The following is a 16,966-nucleotide window of genomic DNA, read 5'->3' on the forward strand; positions in this document are numbered from 1 at the left end:
TCAGGCCCCCTTCTTCGGCAGCAGCGGGGAGAGGCGGGCGAGGCTGGCGAGCACCTCGTCCTTGGAAAGTCCGAAGTCGACGAGGCAGGCGACCTCGTCCACGCCCATCTCGTGGAAGCCCTCAAGGGTCGCGCGGGCCTGCTTCGCATCGCCGATGAGCGAACTCGACGTGACGTACCGCTGGAACACCATCTCCAGGAATTCCTGCCGGTCCCGGTCGAGGCTCCGCAGCGTCTCGGACTTGTCGCGCGACTCGCTCTGGCCGGAGGTCGCGTGCTGCGTCACGAAGGAGCTCAGGTACTCGATCATGGCCGGCCTGACCGTCTCCACGGCCTCGTCCATGTCGGCGCCCACGTAGGTGTGCAGCATCAGCGACACGACGCCGGAGTCGGGGTCGAGCCCCACCCGGGCCCGCGCCTCGCGGTAGATGTCGATCCGCTTCTTCAGCTCGGGCGGGCCGAAGTTGATGAGCGCCGACAGGACGTTGAAGCCGTTCTCGCCCGCGAACCGCCACGCGTCCTCGCTCTTGGACGAGGTCAGCCAGACGGGCAGCTCCGGCTGGACGGGCCGCGGGAAGGTCAGGATGTCGTGGCTCTCGCCCAGGGCGTCGGTGCGCTGGACGGTGTTGCCGCGCCACAGGTCCTGCAACTGCTCGCGCGACCGGTTGAGCACCTGGGCCCGGTCCTCGAACGCGTCGGGGTTGAGGACGAAGTCCCGCGCGTGCCAGCCGGGTGCCACCGCGAGATCCACGCGCCCGCCGGACAGGTTGTCCACGAGCGCCCACTCCTCGGCGGCGCGCAGGACGTTGTGGAGCGGGAGGTTGATGCTGCCCGCCCGGATCCGCACGTTCTCCGTGATCATCGCGAGGGCGGCGCCGAGGACGGCCGGGTTGGGATAGGCGCCGCCCGCGTCGGTGAAGTGCCGCTCCGGCGTCCAGATGGCGCCGAACCCGGCCCCGTCGACATAGCGGGAGACTTCGAGCAGCAGGTCGTAGGGGTCACTGTCGCCGCTCAGCCCGGAGAAGAAGATGACGCCCAGGTCGGGCAGGGACGGCGGCGGAGGTGCGTCGGCGGTGGGCTCGGACCCGGACCTCAGCTTCGCCTTGAGGCTCGCCAGCTGTCCGGCGTCGAGGAAGGAACTGTCAGACACGGGCGGGCTCCTGGAGCAGCAGTGACTTGATGACGTTCGTGGTGGCCGCGACCGAGCTGTTCTCGTAGAAGTCCCGGACGGAGAAGTCCAGTTCGAACGTCTCGCGCAGCTTGTTGATCAGCTGGATGGCCATGAGAGAGTTCCCGCCGAGCTCGAAGAACTCGCGGTCGTGGTCGGCGGCCGGGCCCCCGAGGAAGGTCTCGAAGATCTTCGCGACGACCTTGCGGATCTCTTCGGTCGGTCCGTCGAGGTCGTCGTCGGCGGCGGCCGCCGAAGGCGCGGACACCGGAGCGGACGCGGATACGGATGCAGACGCGGGTGCGGGATCGGCCGGGGGCGCGGTCGCAGGCGTGGCGGGAGCGCTCACGTCCTCCGTCCCGAAGCCGAGTACCGGCTCCACCCAGTGCACGTGCCGTTCGAACGCGTACGTCGGCAGGGGCACCATCCGCGGAGCGCTCGCGTACTCCTCGATGGGCACCTCGGGGTCGACGGCCCAGCCGAGCGCGACCGCGTCCGCGAACGACTCCTCCTCGTGCTCCGGCTCGCCCAGGGTCTGCGCGAGGTCGAGGCCAGGACCGGACTCGGACGCGAGGTTGGCCCGCACCAGGTTGCTCATCGAGCGGCCGGGGCCGATCTCGACGAACCTGCGCACGCCCGCCTCCCGCAGCGTCTCCATCGACCCGGCGAAGTCGACGGGGCGCAGCAGGTGGTCCGCCCAGTAGTGCGGGCTCCTCGCCTCGTACTCCGTGAGGAGGCGGCCGGTGATGTTCGAGACCAGCGGGATGCGCGGCGCGTGCAGGGTGACGGTCCCGAGGAACTCGCGGAACGCTTCCGCGGCGTCCCGCATGAGCGGCGAGTGGAAGGCGTGCGACGTCGCGAGACGCTGGTGCCGGACTCCGGCGTCGGCGGCCCGTGCGGCGGCCGCCTCGACGGCCTCGTGGGTGCCGGACAGCACGTGCTGGGCGGGCGAGTTGGTCGCCGCCACCACGAGGTCGCCGCCGGACAGGAGGTCCGCGAACGCGTCGAGGCGGTCCACCGCGAGCATCGCCCCGCTCGGGCAGCGCCCCATGAGCCGCGCCCGCGTCGCGACGAGCGCCGCCGCGGTCGGCAGGTCGAAGACGCCCGCGACGGTCGCGGCGACGATCTCGCCGAGGCTGTGGCCGAGGACGTGTCCCGGCCGGACGCCCGCGTCGATGAGCGAGGTCGCCAGGGCGTACTCGACGGCGAAGAGGAGCGGCTGTGCCACCGAGGTGTCGATGCCGTCGACCTCGCCGTCGGGGCCGAGGTGGGCCCGCACGTCGAAGTCCGTGTGCTCGTTCACCGCGTCGACGGCCTCGTCGAGCCGCCGGGCGAAGTGCTCGTTCGTCGCGGTGAGCGCGGCGCCCATCGCCCGGCGCTGCGTCCCCTGCCCGGCGAAGACGAACGCGATCCCGGCCGGGTCCGCCTCGGCTCCCCGGTGGTAGCGCCCGGCGCGCAGCCGGGTGATCGCCTCGGCCCGGTCGACGGCGGCCAGCGACGCGCGGTAGGGGTGCAGCGTCCTGCCCTCGCGCAGCGTGTACGCGGCCGCGGCGAGGGAGGTGTCCGGGTGCGCGGCGAGGTGGTCGGCCAGCGCGGCGGCCTGGTTGCGCAGGGCGGCCTCGGACCGGGCCGAGAAGGTGAGGACGCTCGGCCCCTCGGCGGCTCCGGGGACGGCGGCGGGCCCGTCGGCGGGGTCGGCCGGGTCCGGCTCGAAGCTCTTGAGGATGACGTGGCCGTTCGTACCGCCCATGCCGAAGGCGCTCACCCCGACCCAGTTGTCCGTGCCGCGGTCGAGGGGCAGGCCTTCGGTGGTGACGAAGTAGCGCGAACCGTCCAGCTCAAGGGCCGGGTTGACCTCGTCGACGTTGACGGTCGGCGGCACGTACTTGTGCTTGAGGACCAGCGCCGCCTTGATCAGGCCGATGATGCCCGCGGCGATGTTGAGGTGGCCGAAGTTGCCCTTGAGCGAGCCGATGCCGCAGGGGTCGCCGTCGAGGCCGTACGCCTGCTTGATCGCCTCGATCTCGATGGGGTCCCCGAGCGCGGTGCCCGTGCCGTGCGCCTCGATGTACGCGATGTCCGTCTGCTTGGCGCCGGAGATCTGGAGGGCGTCGCTCAAGACGTCGACCTGGCCGGAGACGCTGGGGGCGGTGAAACTCACCTTCTCCGCACCGTCGTTGTTCACCGCGGAGGCGGCGATCACGGCGTGCACCTCGTCGCCGTCGGCCACCGCGTCGCGCAGCCGCTTCAGCAGGACGAGCCCGATGCCGTTGGTGAAGACGGTGCCGTTGGCGCCGGAGTCGAAGGGCCGGCAGACCCCGTCGGGCGAGAGCACGCCGCCGACCTGGTGGCGGTATCCGGCCTGCTGAGGCAGGCGCACGTGCACGGCACCGGCGATGGCCGCGTCGCACTCGTCGAGGAGCAGGCTCTGCACGGCGGAGTGGACGGCCACGAGCCCGGTCGAGCACGCCGTCTGCACATTGACGCTGGGGCCCCGCAGATTCAGCTTGTACGAGGTCCGCGTGGCGAGGAAGTCCTTGTCGTTGCCGTGCCGGATGACCATTTCGCCGAGGGATTCGACCAGGTCGCGACGGCGCAGGGCACCGAAGAGGTACGTGCTCATCCCGGAACCGGCGAAGACGCCGATCCGCTGCCGGGTGCGGTGCGGATCGATGTTGGCCCGCTCCAGGAGCGACACCGACGACTCCAGCATGAGGCGCTGCTGCACGTCGAGGATGTCCGCCTCGCGCGGCGAGTAGCCGAAGTACGTGGAGTCGAACTCGGCGAGGCCGTCGAGGACTCCGGCCCGCTTCACGTAGTCCGGGCGCGAGCGCTGGTCCGCGGGGACGCCGGCCGCGGCGACCTCCGCGTCCGTGAGGTCGCTGATGGCGCTCTCGCCGGCCACCAGCTTCCGCCAGAACTCCTCGACGCCGTCGGCCTGCGGCAGCCGGCACTCCATCGACACGATGGCGATCAGCTCGTCGTCACTTTCCATGTTCATCCTTGCTCGGGTAAAGGGAGTGGTTACGGGCGGCGACGGGCGCGCCGGGTCGACAGCACACGGCTCCGCGTGGCGCGGCCCGCGGCGGCCGGGGCGCTCGGCGCGCGGTCGCGCGGCTCGTCGGTCACGGAGGTGAGGAAGCGCCGCTGGGCGTTGAAGGACGCGTGCTCGAAGAGGCGGACGAGCGGGAAGCGCACGCCGAACTCGCGCTGGAGTTCGGAGTGGAGGACCACGATGGTCAGCGAGGTCCCGCCGACGTCGAAGAAGTTCGCCTCGCGGTCGGCCAGCGGCCCCGCCCCGCCACCGGCCACGTCCAGCCAGATGCGTTCGAGCCGGTCGGCCACCGAGCGGCTCTGCGCGCCCGGCTCCCGCGCGGCGGCGGCCCGCTCGTCGGCGGCGCGCCGGGCCCGCTCCTGGACGTGCACCCGGGCGGCCTCCGAGAGCGCCTTCCGGTCGGCCTTGCCATTGGGCAGCTTCGGCAGCTCGGGCAGGAAGAGGAAGGCGGACGGGAGCATGACGCTCATCAGGCGCCCGCCCAGATAGTCGCGGAGCTCCCGCTCGGCCGAGGCGTCGCCCTCCACGACGGCCACGATGACCTTCGTGAACCGGTCCTCCTGCGCGCAGACGAACACGTCGCGGACGCTCGGATGCGACTGGATCGCGGAGCGGACCTCCTGCAGCTCGATGCGGACACCGGCGATCTTGATCTGGTCGTCGGCCCGGCCGAGGACCTCCAGGCCGCCGTCCGCGCCGCGCCGTCCGAGGTCTCCCGTCGGATAGGCGACGACCCGCTCCCCGTCGATCCGCAGCTCGACGAAGGGCGAGACCATCCGGCCGTCGACCAGATACCCGTGCGAGGGGTGGCCGGCGGCGATGTGGATCTCACCGGCGGTGCCGTCGGGGCACACCTCCCGCTTCTCGTCCAGGACGAGGCTGCGCGAGCCGGGGAGGCTCTGGCCCACGGGCTGGATCCCGGGGGCCGGGTCCCGCGGGACGCGGTGGAAGTGCTGGGCCAGCGTCGTCTCGGTGGGGCCGTAGAGGTTCACCACCTGGCACTGAGGGAAGAGCGTCTGCCAGCTGCTCACCAGGGCGCCGTCCAGCGGCTCGCCCGCGAAGAAGGAGAGGCGGACGGTGGGCAGCGGCGCGGTCTGCGCGGCGGCGGACAGCCACACCTTGCCGAGCGAGGGCACCAGGTGGAAGCCCGTGATCTCGTTGTCCCGCAGGAATGCGAGGACGCCGTCGGCATCGAGGTGCCGCTCGTCCGGGACGCACAGCGTGGCGCCCGATATCAAGGGCGTCAGGGCGTCGCGGAACCAGACGTCGAAGGAGAGATTGGTGAGGTGGGCGAAACGGTCGTCCGGGCCGATGCCGAATTCGGCCGACTGCCACTCCAGGAAATGGGAGAGGCCCGTGTGGCTGCCGACGATGGCCTTGGGCCGGCCGGTGGAACCCGAGGTGAAGGCGATGTACGCGTAGTCCTCGTCGTCCAGGTCCGCGGGCGTGGCGCCCTCTTCCCCGGGGGCGAGGGGCCGCAGCGCCACGCGGTGACCGTCCGCGCAGTCGACGGTCGCCCGGGCGGGACCGGAATTCAGCATCGTCTCGCGCCGCACTTCGGGCAGCGAGTCGTCGACGAGCATGACGATCGCCCCGGACATCCACACGCCGAGGACGGCCACGACGGCCGCCGCGCCGCGCCGCCCGAGAATGCCGACGACGTCGCCCCTGCCGATGCCCTGCGCCCGCAGCTCGTCCGCCACCTGCCCGGCGCGGGCCAGCAGCGCGGAGTACGACATCGAATCGGCAGAAGAGGTGATCGCGGTCGCGTCAGCGAATTTCTCGCACGCCCGCTTCAAAAGGGTGTCGACCGCCTGCACGGGTAACTCTCCATGGGATGGGGTTTCGGCCTGAAACGGAAGCGAAACAGAATCGGAAACGAAACGAAACGGAGAAGGAAGCGAATCGGAGACGAATCGGAAACGAATCGAGAACGAATCAAAGGGGGAATCGGAGACGGAACGAATCGGAAACGTTCTCCGTGACATCTGGCGATGATGCTTCCAGTGAAAAACGATCACCGTCAAGCGGCAAATATCTGCCGCCTCGCACCGCATGGCATCGCGTAACCGGCAAATATTTGCCGCTCGTTGGGCGACCCGCGCTGCCGCACCGGCACACCGGCAGGTCAGGGGCGCGGGTGCCGGAGATCACACTGCGTGCTCTGGGAGTGACGGTAGTATGCGGGCTCGGCCGTGATGATCTTGTTTCGGCGGGCCCGTTTCCATTTCGGGCCCGTGCACGACGCGTGTATGGCGCAACTGAGAGGTAATTCCAGGTGGTTCAGCACACCGCGAGGCTCCCGGACTTGTTGCGTGCGTGGCGGGCCACCGCCGGAAAGAAAATGCAGCGCGGCAAGCCGCTGCCCCAGAAAGAAGTCGCCCGGCGCATGGAAGTGAGCGAGCGCTGGTACCGCAATCTGGAGAGCGACGCGGGTGTGCCGCTCACGCCCGACGCGCTGATGCGGCTCTCCACGGCGCTGGCGCTCGGCCCGGACGAACGCCTGGCCCTGTACGGGAACGTGCACGCCGACGCCGACCCGGCCGTACCCGGACGCACCGTCGACGGAGCACCCCGGTGCGCCCTCTCCCAACTCCTCGCCACCCAGGAGCAGTTCCCCGGCTACCTCGTCGACCAGGCCTGGAACATCCTCGACCACACGCCGACCATGGCCACCTGGTTTCCGTGGGTCCTGGAGCCCGGCGCCAATCTCCTGCGCTGGGTCCTCCTCTCGGCCGAGGCGCGCGAACAGCTCACCGACTGGCAGGGCCATGCCGGCGTCTACCTCGCCCAGCTGCGCTTCGCCCTGGTCACGAGCCGCGGCGACCGCCAACTCGGCGCGCTCCTCGACGAAGTGCTCGACGACCCCGAGTGCCGGAGCAGATGGAGCCAGGACCTCAACGTCATCGCGTACCGGCAGGGCCACCGCTTCAGACTGCGCCTCCCGCACGTCTCGGCGGAGGAGATCACCGTCACGTCGCAGGTGCTGCTCCCCGCGTACCGGCAGGAGATCCGTTACGTCCTCCTGCTGCCCGACCCCGCAACCCCGACCCCCATCCCCACCGCGGGCCCGGACCCGGTGACTTCCAGGAGGACACGAACGTGAGCCGAGAGTCGGGAACAACACCGGGAACGACATCGGGAACAACAGGGGCGGCACAAGAGGCGGCGACGCCAGGAGCGGCGGGCACGCCGACAGCGGCCGACGCTCCCGGGCAGCCGAAGAAGAACGAGCAGCCGAAGAAGAGGGAAGGCCTCGTGCTCGCGGCCGCCTCCGTCACGGTGGTGCTGTGGGCCTCGTCGTTCATCTCGATCCGCAGCTCCGGCGAGCACTTCGGCCCCGGCGCGCTCGCCTTCGGCCGCCTCGCGGTGGCGTCCCTCGTGCTCGGCGCCATCCTGCTGGCCCGGCGCGAGGGATTCCCGCCCCGCGAGGCCTGGCTCGGCATCGCCGCCTCCGGAGCCCTCTGGTTCGGCGCGTACATGGTCGCGCTGAACTGGGGCGAGCGGGAGGTGGACGCCGGTACGGCCTCCATGATCGTCAACGTCGGGCCGATCCTGATGGCGCTCCTCGGCGGCTGGCTGCTCAAGGAGGGCTTCCCGCCGAAGCTGATGGCCGGCATGACGGTCTCGTTCGCCGGGGCCGTGGTGGTCGGCATCGCCACCTCCGGCGGGGGCGAGTCGTCCTCTGTCCTCGGCGTGCTGCTCTGCCTGGTCGCGGCGGTGGTGTACGCGGTGGGCGTGGTGCTGCAGAAGCCGACGCTCAAGCACGCCACACCGCTGCAGGTGACGACGTTCGGCGCGCTCGTCGGAGCGGTGGCGTGCCTGCCGTTCGTCGGGCAGTTCGTGTCGGAGGTGGGCAGGGCCCCGACGTCGGCGACGCTCCAGGTGGTGTATCTGGGCGTCTTCCCGACCGCCCTCGCGTTCAGTACCTGGGCCTACGCCATCTCCCACAGCACCGCGGGGAAGATGGGCACGACGACCTACGCGGTGCCGGTGCTCGTCATCCTCATGTCGTGGCTGTTCCTCGGTGAGGTGCCGGGCTGGCTCGCGCTCCTCGGCGGACTCCTCTGTCTGTCCGGTGTCGCCGTGTCGCGCATGCGCGGCAAGCCGCGCGAGGAGAGCTCAGCCGACTCCTGATTTCCGTCAACGACTTGACTGCGGCAGCTCCTTCAGCGGAGTTTGGAGTTCACAACTTGTACATGGCCCGGTACCCGTTCCAGAGGCCGGTGTCACGGGGGACCACAGGTCGCCCGAATGAGGGCAAAGGGTGAGAGTCAATGGAGACTCCGGGGTCGCAGTCGTCTCTGCACCGGGCCAATCTCGAGCGGGTCGTGCGCGCGGTGCGGCTCGCGGGATCGCTCACGCAGGCGGAGATCGCGAGGACGACGGGCCTGTCGGCCGCGACGGTCTCCAACATCGTCCGGGAGCTCAAGGACGGCGGGACGGTCGAGGTCACACCCACCTCGGCGGGCGGCAGGCGGGCCCGCAGCGTCTCGCTCAGCGGTGACGCGGGCATCGTCATCGGCGTCGACTTCGGCCATACGCACCTGCGCGTGGCGGTCGGCAACCTCGCCCACCAGGTGCTCGCCGAGGAGTCCGAGCCGCTGGACGTGGACGCGTCCGCCGCGCAGGGCTTCGACCGGGCCGAGCAGCTGGTCAGCAGGCTGATCGCGGCCACCGGAGTGGACCGTACGAAGATCGCCGGAGTGGGGCTCGGCGTGCCGGGACCCATCGACGTCGAGTCCGGGACCCTCGGCTCCACGTCGATCCTGCCGGGCTGGACCGGCACCAAGCCCGCCGAGGAGCTCGCGGGCCGCCTCGGCGTGCCGGTGCAGGTCGACAACGACGCCAACCTCGGCGCGCTCGGCGAGCTGGTCTGGGGGAGCGGCCGGGGGGTCAAGGACCTCGCGTACATCAAGGTCGCGAGCGGTGTGGGCGCCGGGCTCGTGATCAGCGGGCGGATCTACCGGGGCCCCGGCGGCACCGCGGGCGAGATCGGGCACATCACGCTCGACGAGTCGGGCCCGGTCTGCCGCTGCGGCAACCGCGGCTGCCTGGAGACCTTCACCGCCGCCCGTTATGTCCTGCCGCTCCTCCAGTCGAGCCACGGCACCGACCTGACCATGGAGCGGGTGGTCGGCCTCGCGCGCGACGGCGACCCGGGCTGCCGGCGCGTGATCGCCGACGTCGGGCGGCACATCGGCAGCGGCGTCGCGAACCTCTGCAACCTCCTCAACCCCTCCCGTGTCGTGCTCGGCGGTGACCTCGCCGAGGCGGGTGAGCTGGTGCTCGGGCCGATCAGGGAGTCCGTCGGGCGGTACGCGATCCCGAGCGCCGCGCGTCAGCTGTCGGTCCTGCCCGGGGCGCTCGGCGGCCGCGCCGAGGTGCTCGGCGCGCTGGCGCTCGCGCTCAGCGAGATGGGGGATTCGACCCTTTTGGACGGAACGCTGCCCGCGGGCACCCCTGCCTTCACTTAGATAACGCATGGCACCGTTGTCATCTCGTTAAGGATTTACTCCTTGACGCTGGTGTGGCGGCCGAGTTGACTTCGAGCCACCTCGGCCGCAACGACGCGGCCTCGTCAGGGAGGCACCCCACCATGAACGCAATGACGCGTCGCGTCGTCATAGGCACGGCCGCGGTTTCGATGGCACTCGCCATGACCGCCTGTGGCAAGGCCGGAGACGGCGACGACGACAAGGCGAGCGGCGGCGACGGCAAGACCATCGGCCTGCTGCTGCCCGAGAACAAGACCACGCGCTACGAGACCTTCGACCGCCCCATCATGGAGGCGAAGATCAAGGAACTCTGCTCGGACTGCAAGGTCAAGTACAACAACGCCGCTCAGGACATCGAGAACCAGAAGAAGCAGTTCGACGCGCTCGTCACCCAGGGCGTCAAGGTCATCATCCTGGACGCGGTGGACTACAAGTCGACCAAGTCGTGGGTCAAGCAGGCCGAGAAGCAGGGCGTGAAGGTCGTCGCGTACGACCGCCTCGCCGAGGGCCCCCTCGCCGCCTACGTGTCGTACGACAACGAGAAGATCGGCCGCCTCCAGGGCGGGGCCATGGTCAAGGCGCTCGGCTCCGAGGCCAAGAACGCCAACGTCGTCATGATCAACGGCTCGCCGACCGACCCGAACGCCCCCTTCTTCAAGAAGGGCGCCCACTCGGTGCTCGACAAGAAGGTCAAGAAGATCGCGTACGAGCAGGACATCCCGGACTGGTCGCCCGACGAGGCGAACAAGAAGATGTCCTCCGCGATCGACAAGCTCGGCAAGGACGGCATCCAGGGCGTCTACGCGGCCAACGACGGCATGGCGGGCGGCGTGATCACCGCCCTCAAGCAGCGCGGCATCAAGGTCCCGGTCGGCGGCCAGGACGCCGAACTCGCGGGCGTGCAGCGCCTGCTGAGCGGCGACCAGGACTACACGATCTACAAGCAGATCCGGCCGGAGGCCGAGACCACCGCCGAGATCGCCGTGAACCTGCTCAAGGGCAAGAGCATCGACACCCTCACCGACCGCAAGGTCGACTCGCTGAGCGGCGACTTCAAGGGCATCCCGGCCAAGCTGTACGACGCGCAGGCGATCACCAAGGACGAGGTCGCGGACACGATCGTCAAGGACAAGGTGTACAAGGTCAGCGAGATCTGCACCGCCCAGTACAAGAAGGCGTGCGACGACGCGGGTATCAAGTAACCCCCGCTTGCGGTAAATCCGTTCGTACGAGACGCGGCCCGCGGGCGCGCGAGAGCGCTCCCGGGCCCCTGTACGGAACGGCATTCCCTTACCGGTCCGGTGCCCGCCCCATTCACACCGCCCCGCAAACGGGGGGCGGGCACCGGACCTGCCCTTGCTGCACCACCATTCCCCGCCGGTCAGGCGGCGAAGGAGATGATTCACGTGTCCGCTACGCCCGTGCTGGCGTTGCGCGGGGTCTCCAAGCGGTTCGGCGCCGTCCAGGCGCTCACGGACGTAGACCTCGAAATCCACACCGGTGAGGTGGTCGCCCTCGTCGGCGACAACGGCGCCGGAAAGTCCACCCTCGTCAAGACGATCTCGGGCGTCCACCCGATCGACGACGGCACCATCGAGTGGGAGGGCAGGCCGGTCCGCATCGGGCGCCCGCACGACGCCCAGAACCTCGGCGTCGCCACCGTCTACCAGGACCTCGCCCTCTGCGACAACCTCGACGTCGTCGCCAACCTGTTCCTCGGCAGCGAGCTGAAGACGGCCTCCGTCCTCGACGAGATCAAGATGGAGAAGCGGGCCAAGGAGCTCCTCGACACGCTCTCCATCCGCATCCCCAGCGTCCGCATCCCGGTCGCGGCGCTCTCCGGCGGTCAGCGCCAGGTCGTCGCCATCGCCCGCGCGCTCGTCGGCGACCCCAAGGTCGTCATCCTCGACGAGCCCACCGCGGCCCTCGGCGTCGAGCAGACCGCGCAGGTCCTCGACCTCGTCGAGCGGCTGCGCGAGCGCGGCCACGGAGTGATCCTCATCAGCCACAACATGGCCGACGTGAAGGCGGTCGCGGACCGCGTCGCCGTGCTGCGGCTCGGCCGCAACAACGGCACCTTCTCCGTCGCCGACACCACCAACGAAGAGATCATCGCCGCCATCACCGGGGCCACGGACAACGCCGTCACGCGCCGCAGGGCGCGCACGGCCACGGCGACGAAGGAGGACGCGAAGTGAGCGACCTCGCCAAGACTCCCAAGACCTCCACGACCCCCGAGGCCCCCTCAGGCGCCGCGACCGACGCGTCGGCCTCCGCCGCGCCCGGCGCTGCCGTCGACCCGCGCCTGCTCGTCCGCGAGGAGGGCCTGGCCGGTTACTGGACCGAGTTCAAGCGCAAGATGCGCGGCGGTGAGCTCGGCTCGCTGCCCGTCGTCGTCGGCCTGATCATCATCGCGGTCATCTTCCAGCTGAAGAACGACCACTTCCTGGACGCGAGCAGCCTCGCGAACATCGCGGTCTTCACCTCCGGCCTCGGCATCATGGCCGTCGGCATCGTCTTCGTCCTGCTGCTCGGCGAGATCGACCTCTCGGTCGGCTCGGTGGCCGGCATGGGCGCGGCGGTCTGGGCCGTGCTGAGCGTCACCCACGAGCTGAACGACTGGCTCTCGGTGCTCATCGCCGTCCTCGCCGGCCTGGTCATCGGCGCCCTGCACGGCTTCTTCTTCGCCAAGATCGGCGTGCCCGCCTTCGTGGTCACCCTCGCGGGCTTCCTCGGCTGGAGCGGTCTGCAGATCTGGCTGATGGGCGGCGAGGGCAGCATCAACACGCCCGAGGGCAGCGTCGTCGAGGACCTCACCGGGCACTTCTTCGCCGAGAAGATCGCCGCGTACGGCCTCGCGGGCGTCGCGATCATCGCGTACGCGGGCTCCCTGCTCCTCGACAGCCGGCGCCGCAAGGCCGCCGGGCTCCCGTCGCGGCCGGTCAGCGAGATCGTGCTGCGCACGGCCGTCGTCGCCGTCCTCGCGGGCGGTGCGGCGTACGAGCTGAACGAGCCGGCCGGCGCCCGCGGCCTGCCGCTGGCCCTGGTGCTCTTCCTCGCCGTCCTGGTGATCGCGGACTTCGTGGCGCGCCGCACCACCTTCGGCCGCCAGGTCTTCGCGGTCGGCGGCAACGCGGAGGCCGCGCGACGGGCCGGCATCAACGTCGACCGGATCCGGATCACGGTCTTCGCCATCTCCGGCATGCTCGCCGCGTTCGGCGGCCTCTTCATCGCCAGCCTCTCCGGCGGCGCGACCAAGAGCCTCGGCGGCGGCAACACGCTGATGATGGTGATCGCGGCGGCGGTCATCGGCGGCACGAGCCTGTTCGGCGGGCGCGGCAAGGTCTGGTCCGCGCTGCTCGGCATGCTGGTCATCCAGTCGATCCAGCAGGGCCTGAACATGCTGGGCATGGCGAGCGAGATCCAGTTCATGATCACCGGAGCGGTGCTGCTGGCCGCCGTGGTCATCGACTCCGTTTCGCGGCGTACGCAGAAGTCCGCGGGCCGCGCGTAGCGTTCCCTGTCACAACCCCGCGCCCATCGGGGCGCGGGGTTCGTGCGTTCAGTAGCGGAACATTAGACTCGGCGGACCCGGCAAGGCTAGAACCGCACATCTCAGCTCTACTGCAAGGAGGCACGGGTGCCGCTGCTGACCCGCATCACGGGACCGCGCGATCTGGACCGTCTCAGCCCTGAGGAGCTGAATGAGCTGGCCGGAGAGATCCGCGGCTTCCTCGTCGAAGCAGTCTCCAAGACCGGCGGCCACCTCGGCCCGAACCTCGGCGTGGTCGAGCTCACCATCGCCCTGCACCGCGTCTTCGAGTCCCCCAAGGACAAGGTTCTCTTCGACACCGGCCACCAGAGCTATGTGCACAAGCTGCTCACCGGCCGCCAGGACTTCGACAAGCTGCGCAGCAAGGGCGGCCTGTCCGGCTACCCCTCGCGCGCCGAGTCCGACCACGACGTCATCGAGAACAGTCACGCCTCCACGGTCCTCGGCTGGGCCGACGGCCTCGCGAAGGCCAACGAGGTGCGCGGCAAGGACGACCACGTCGTCGCCGTCATCGGTGACGGCGCGCTCACGGGCGGTATGGCCTGGGAGGCGCTGAACAACATCGCCGCCGCCAAGGACCGCCCCCTCGTCATCGTGGTCAACGACAACGAACGTTCGTACGCACCCACGATCGGCGGTCTCGCCAATCACCTGGCGACGCTGCGGACCACCGACGGTTACGAGCGGTTCCTGGCCCGTGGGAAGGACATCCTGGAGCGCACGCCCGTCGTGGGCAGGCCGCTCTACGAGACCCTGCACGGCGCCAAGAAGGGCCTGAAGGACTTCATCGCCCCGCAGGGCATGTTCGAGGACCTCGGCCTGAAGTACGTCGGCCCGATCGACGGCCACGACATCGAGGCCCTGGAGTCCGCGCTCCAGCGCGCCAAGCGCTTCGGCGGCCCGGTCATCGTGCACTGCCTCACCGAGAAGGGCCGCGGCTACAAGCCCGCCGAGGAGGACGAGGCCGACCACTTCCACGGCATCGGCCCGATCCACCCCGACACCGGCCTGCCCATCGCCGCCGGCGGCATGGACTGGACGTCCGTCTTCGGCGAGGAGATGGTCAAGCTCGGTCACGAGCGCGAGGACATCGTCGCCATCACGGCCGCCATGCTCCAGCCGGTCGGCCTGGAGAAGTTCTCCAAGGCGTTCCCCGACCGCGTCTACGACGTCGGCATCGCCGAGCAGCACGCGGCGGTCTCGGCGGCGGGCCTGGCCACCGGCGGCCTGCACCCCGTCTTCGCCGTCTACGCGACCTTCCTCAACCGCGCCTTCGACCAGCTCCTGATGGACGTGGCCCTGCACAAGTGCGGCGTCACCTTCGTCCTGGACCGCGCGGGCGTCACCGGCACGGACGGCGCCTCGCACAACGGCATGTGGGACATGTCGATCCTGCAGTGCGTGCCCACCGTGCGGATCGCCGCGCCGCGCGACGCCGACCAGGTCCGCCTCCAGCTGCGCGAGGCCGTCGAGGTCGACGACGCGCCGACCGTCGTGCGCTATTCCAAGGGCGCGGTGGGCCCCGCGGTCAAGGCCGTCGGCACGGTCGGCGGCATGGACGTGCTGCGTGAGCCGGGCGCCGAACGGCCGGACGTGCTGCTCGTCTCCGTCGGCGCGCTCGCGCCCATGTGCCTGGAGATCGCCGACCTGCTGAACAAGCAGGGCATCACCACGACCGTCGTCGACCCGCGCTGGGTCAAGCCGGTCGACGAGGCCATGGCGCCCCTCGCCGAGCGGCACCGCGTCGTCGTCACCGTCGAGGACAACTCGCGCGCGGGCGGCGTCGGCTCGGCGATCGCCCAGGCCCTGCGCGACGCGGGCGTCGACGTGCCGCTGCGCGACTTCGGCATCCCGCCGCGCTTCCTCGACCACGCGTCCCGCAAGGAGATCATGGCCGAGATCGGCCTGACCGCCCCGGACATCGCCCGTCAGGTCACCGGCCTGGTCGCCAAGCTCGACGGCCGGTTCGAGCGCGGCAACGCCGCGGTGGACGCCGTGGAGCCCGCCCGCGACTGAGCGCCGCCGCCGGGCCGCGCCGTCAACGCGCGCCGCCGAAGGGCCGGTTTCAGCACCCTGTACGGGTGGTGGGACCGGCCCATTCGCGTGAAAGGGCCCGCGCCGGGGCGTACCGGGTACTCGCTCTCTCGATCATGTCGGGGACGACAAGCGTGGGAGGTACGCCCGTGAGCAGCACCCTCTTCAGGACGAAGAGCGTCGAGCAGTCCATCAAGGACACCGAGGAACCGGAGCACGCGCTCAAGAAGTCGCTGTCCGCCCTCGACCTCACGGTCTTCGGCGTCGGCGTCATCATCGGCACCGGCATCTTCGTACTGACCGGGAAGATCGCCAAGGAGACGGCGGGCCCCTCGGTGGCGCTGGCCTTCGTCGTCGCCGGACTCGTGTGCGGGCTCGCCGCGCTCTGTTACGCCGAGTTCGCGTCGACGGTGCCGGTGGCCGGGTCGGCGTACACCTTCTCGTACGCCTCGCTCGGGGAGTTCCCCGCCTGGATCATCGGCTGGGACCTGATCCTGGAGCTGGCGCTGGGCTGCGCGGTGGTCGCGGTCGGCTGGTCGGGCTATCTGCGGTCGCTCCTCGACACCGCGGGCATGCATCTGCCGCAGGCGCTGAGCGGGACGCACGAGGGGAGCTTCGGCTTCGACCTGCTCGCCTGCCTCCTTGTGCTCGCGCTGACCGGCATCCTGGTTCTCGGCATGAAGCTGTCGTCGCGCGTGACGAGCGTCGTCGTCGCGGTCAAGGTGACCGTGGTGCTGCTGGTCATCATCGTCGGCGCGTTCTTCATCACCGGCTCCAACTACGACCCGTTCGTCCCGCCGAGCGAGCACAGCGAGGGCGCAGGGGGCGTCGCCGCGCCGCTGGTCCAGCTCATCTTCGGGTTCACGCCGTCGAACTTCGGCGTGATGGGCATCTTCACCGCGGCGGCCGTCGTCTTCTTCGCGTTCATCGGCTTCGACATCGTCGCGACCGCCGCGGAGGAGACCCGCAACCCGCAGCGCGACGTGCCGCGCGGCATCCTCGGCTCGCTCTTCATCTGCACGATCCTGTACGTCGCCGTGTCGGTGGTCGTCACCGGCATGCAGAAATACAGCGAACTCTCCACGGACGCACCGCTCGCCGACGCCTTCAAGGCCGTCGGGCACCCCTTCTGGGCGGGCCTGATCAGCTTCGGCGCGGCCGTCGGCCTCACCTCCGTCTGCATGATCCTGCTGCTCGGCCAGACCCGGGTCTTCTTCGCGATGAGCCGCGACGGACTGCTGCCCCTGACGTTCTCCAAGGTCCACCCCAAGTTCGGCACGCCGTACCGCTCGACCATCCTGCTCGGCGTGGTCGTGGCGGTCGTCGCGGGCTTCACCTCCATCGACGAGCTCGCCGAACTGGTCAACATCGGCACACTGTTCGCCTTCGTCGTCGTCGCCCTCGGCGTCATCCTGCTCCGCAGGCAGCGCCCCGACCTGCCGCGCGCCTTCCGCACCCCGCTGGTGCCGCTCGTGCCGGTGCTCTCGGTGCTCGCGTCGCTGTGGCTGATGCTGAACCTGCCCGCCGAGACCTGGATCCGGTTCGGCGTCTGGATGGTGCTCGGCGTCGCCATCTACTTCGCGTACGGGCGCTCGCACAGCCGCCTGCACGCGCGTGACCCGCACGCCGCCGACAACGCACGGTAGTCACCCCTCTCCG

Annotated in this window: 11 protein-coding genes; 8 read left to right on the forward strand and 3 right to left on the reverse strand. The window is 70.2% G+C overall.

All coding sequences use genetic code 11. The annotated features are described in order from the left end of the window. Genes ACZ7LU_RS01495 through ACZ7LU_RS01505 form a run of 3 tightly spaced genes read right to left on the reverse strand, consistent with a single transcriptional unit; the run spans position 1 to position 6,042 of the window. On the reverse strand, positions 1 to 1,149 hold the full coding sequence (locus ACZ7LU_RS01495; protein WP_471915321.1) for a MupA/Atu3671 family FMN-dependent luciferase-like monooxygenase: 1,149 nt from the start codon (positions 1,147 to 1,149) through the stop codon (positions 1 to 3). Beyond that, positions 1,142 to 4,162: a beta-ketoacyl synthase N-terminal-like domain-containing protein gene (locus ACZ7LU_RS01500; RefSeq protein WP_471915322.1), complete on the reverse strand. Its 3,021-nt coding sequence runs from the start codon at positions 4,160 to 4,162 to the stop codon at positions 1,142 to 1,144. Before ACZ7LU_RS01500 ends, ACZ7LU_RS01495 begins: the two co-directional genes overlap by 8 nt. A 29-nt stretch (positions 4,163 to 4,191) precedes the next feature. Then, entirely contained in the window at positions 4,192 to 6,042 is a 1,851-nt protein-coding gene (locus tag ACZ7LU_RS01505; RefSeq protein WP_471915323.1) for a non-ribosomal peptide synthetase, read from the reverse strand. A gap of 569 nt (positions 6,043 to 6,611) precedes the next feature. On the opposite strand from ACZ7LU_RS01505, the gene ACZ7LU_RS01510 reads away from it, so the two are divergent. The 8 genes from ACZ7LU_RS01510 (at position 6,612) to ACZ7LU_RS01545 (ending at position 16,953) form a co-directional block, all read left to right on the forward strand. After that, positions 6,612 to 7,328 carry an MmyB family transcriptional regulator gene (locus tag ACZ7LU_RS01510; protein ID WP_471915324.1) on the forward strand — a complete coding sequence of 239 codons (717 nt, stop codon included), beginning with the start codon at positions 6,612 to 6,614 and terminating at the stop codon, positions 7,326 to 7,328. Positions 7,329 to 7,480: 152 nt separating this feature from the next. Continuing rightward, positions 7,481 to 8,359, forward strand: coding sequence for a DMT family transporter (locus ACZ7LU_RS01515; protein WP_471916452.1), 879 nt, complete (start codon positions 7,481 to 7,483; stop codon positions 8,357 to 8,359). Positions 8,360 to 8,499: 140 nt separating this feature from the next. Further along, the gene (locus tag ACZ7LU_RS01520; RefSeq protein WP_468085267.1) at positions 8,500 to 9,699 is read left to right on the forward strand and encodes an ROK family transcriptional regulator; all 1,200 of its coding nucleotides are present in this window, start codon (positions 8,500 to 8,502) and stop codon (positions 9,697 to 9,699) included. Between the two features lie 122 nt (positions 9,700 to 9,821). Further along, positions 9,822 to 10,922 carry a sugar ABC transporter substrate-binding protein gene (locus ACZ7LU_RS01525; RefSeq protein WP_398305665.1) on the forward strand — a complete coding sequence of 367 codons (1,101 nt, stop codon included), beginning with the start codon at positions 9,822 to 9,824 and terminating at the stop codon, positions 10,920 to 10,922. A 195-nt stretch (positions 10,923 to 11,117) separates the two neighbouring features. Beyond that, positions 11,118 to 11,918 (forward strand): ATP-binding cassette domain-containing protein, encoded by an 801-nt coding sequence (locus ACZ7LU_RS01530; protein ID WP_362991728.1) that lies wholly within the window; start codon positions 11,118 to 11,120, stop codon positions 11,916 to 11,918. Then, positions 11,915 to 13,234, forward strand: coding sequence for a sugar ABC transporter permease (locus ACZ7LU_RS01535; RefSeq protein ID WP_471915325.1), 1,320 nt, complete (start codon positions 11,915 to 11,917; stop codon positions 13,232 to 13,234). The genes ACZ7LU_RS01530 and ACZ7LU_RS01535 overlap by 4 nt, the downstream gene beginning before the upstream one ends. Positions 13,235 to 13,360: 126 nt before the next feature. Next, positions 13,361 to 15,289, forward strand: a complete 1,929-nt coding sequence (dxs, locus tag ACZ7LU_RS01540; protein ID WP_468306392.1) for a 1-deoxy-D-xylulose-5-phosphate synthase — start codon at positions 13,361 to 13,363, stop codon at positions 15,287 to 15,289. Between the two features lie 134 nt (positions 15,290 to 15,423). Beyond that, positions 15,424 to 16,953, forward strand: coding sequence for an amino acid permease (locus ACZ7LU_RS01545; protein ID WP_468085270.1), 1,530 nt, complete (start codon positions 15,424 to 15,426; stop codon positions 16,951 to 16,953). Positions 16,954 to 16,966: the final 13 nt, after the last annotated feature.

The sequence above is a fragment of the Streptomyces sp. NPDC039462 genome (genome assembly GCF_055639375.1).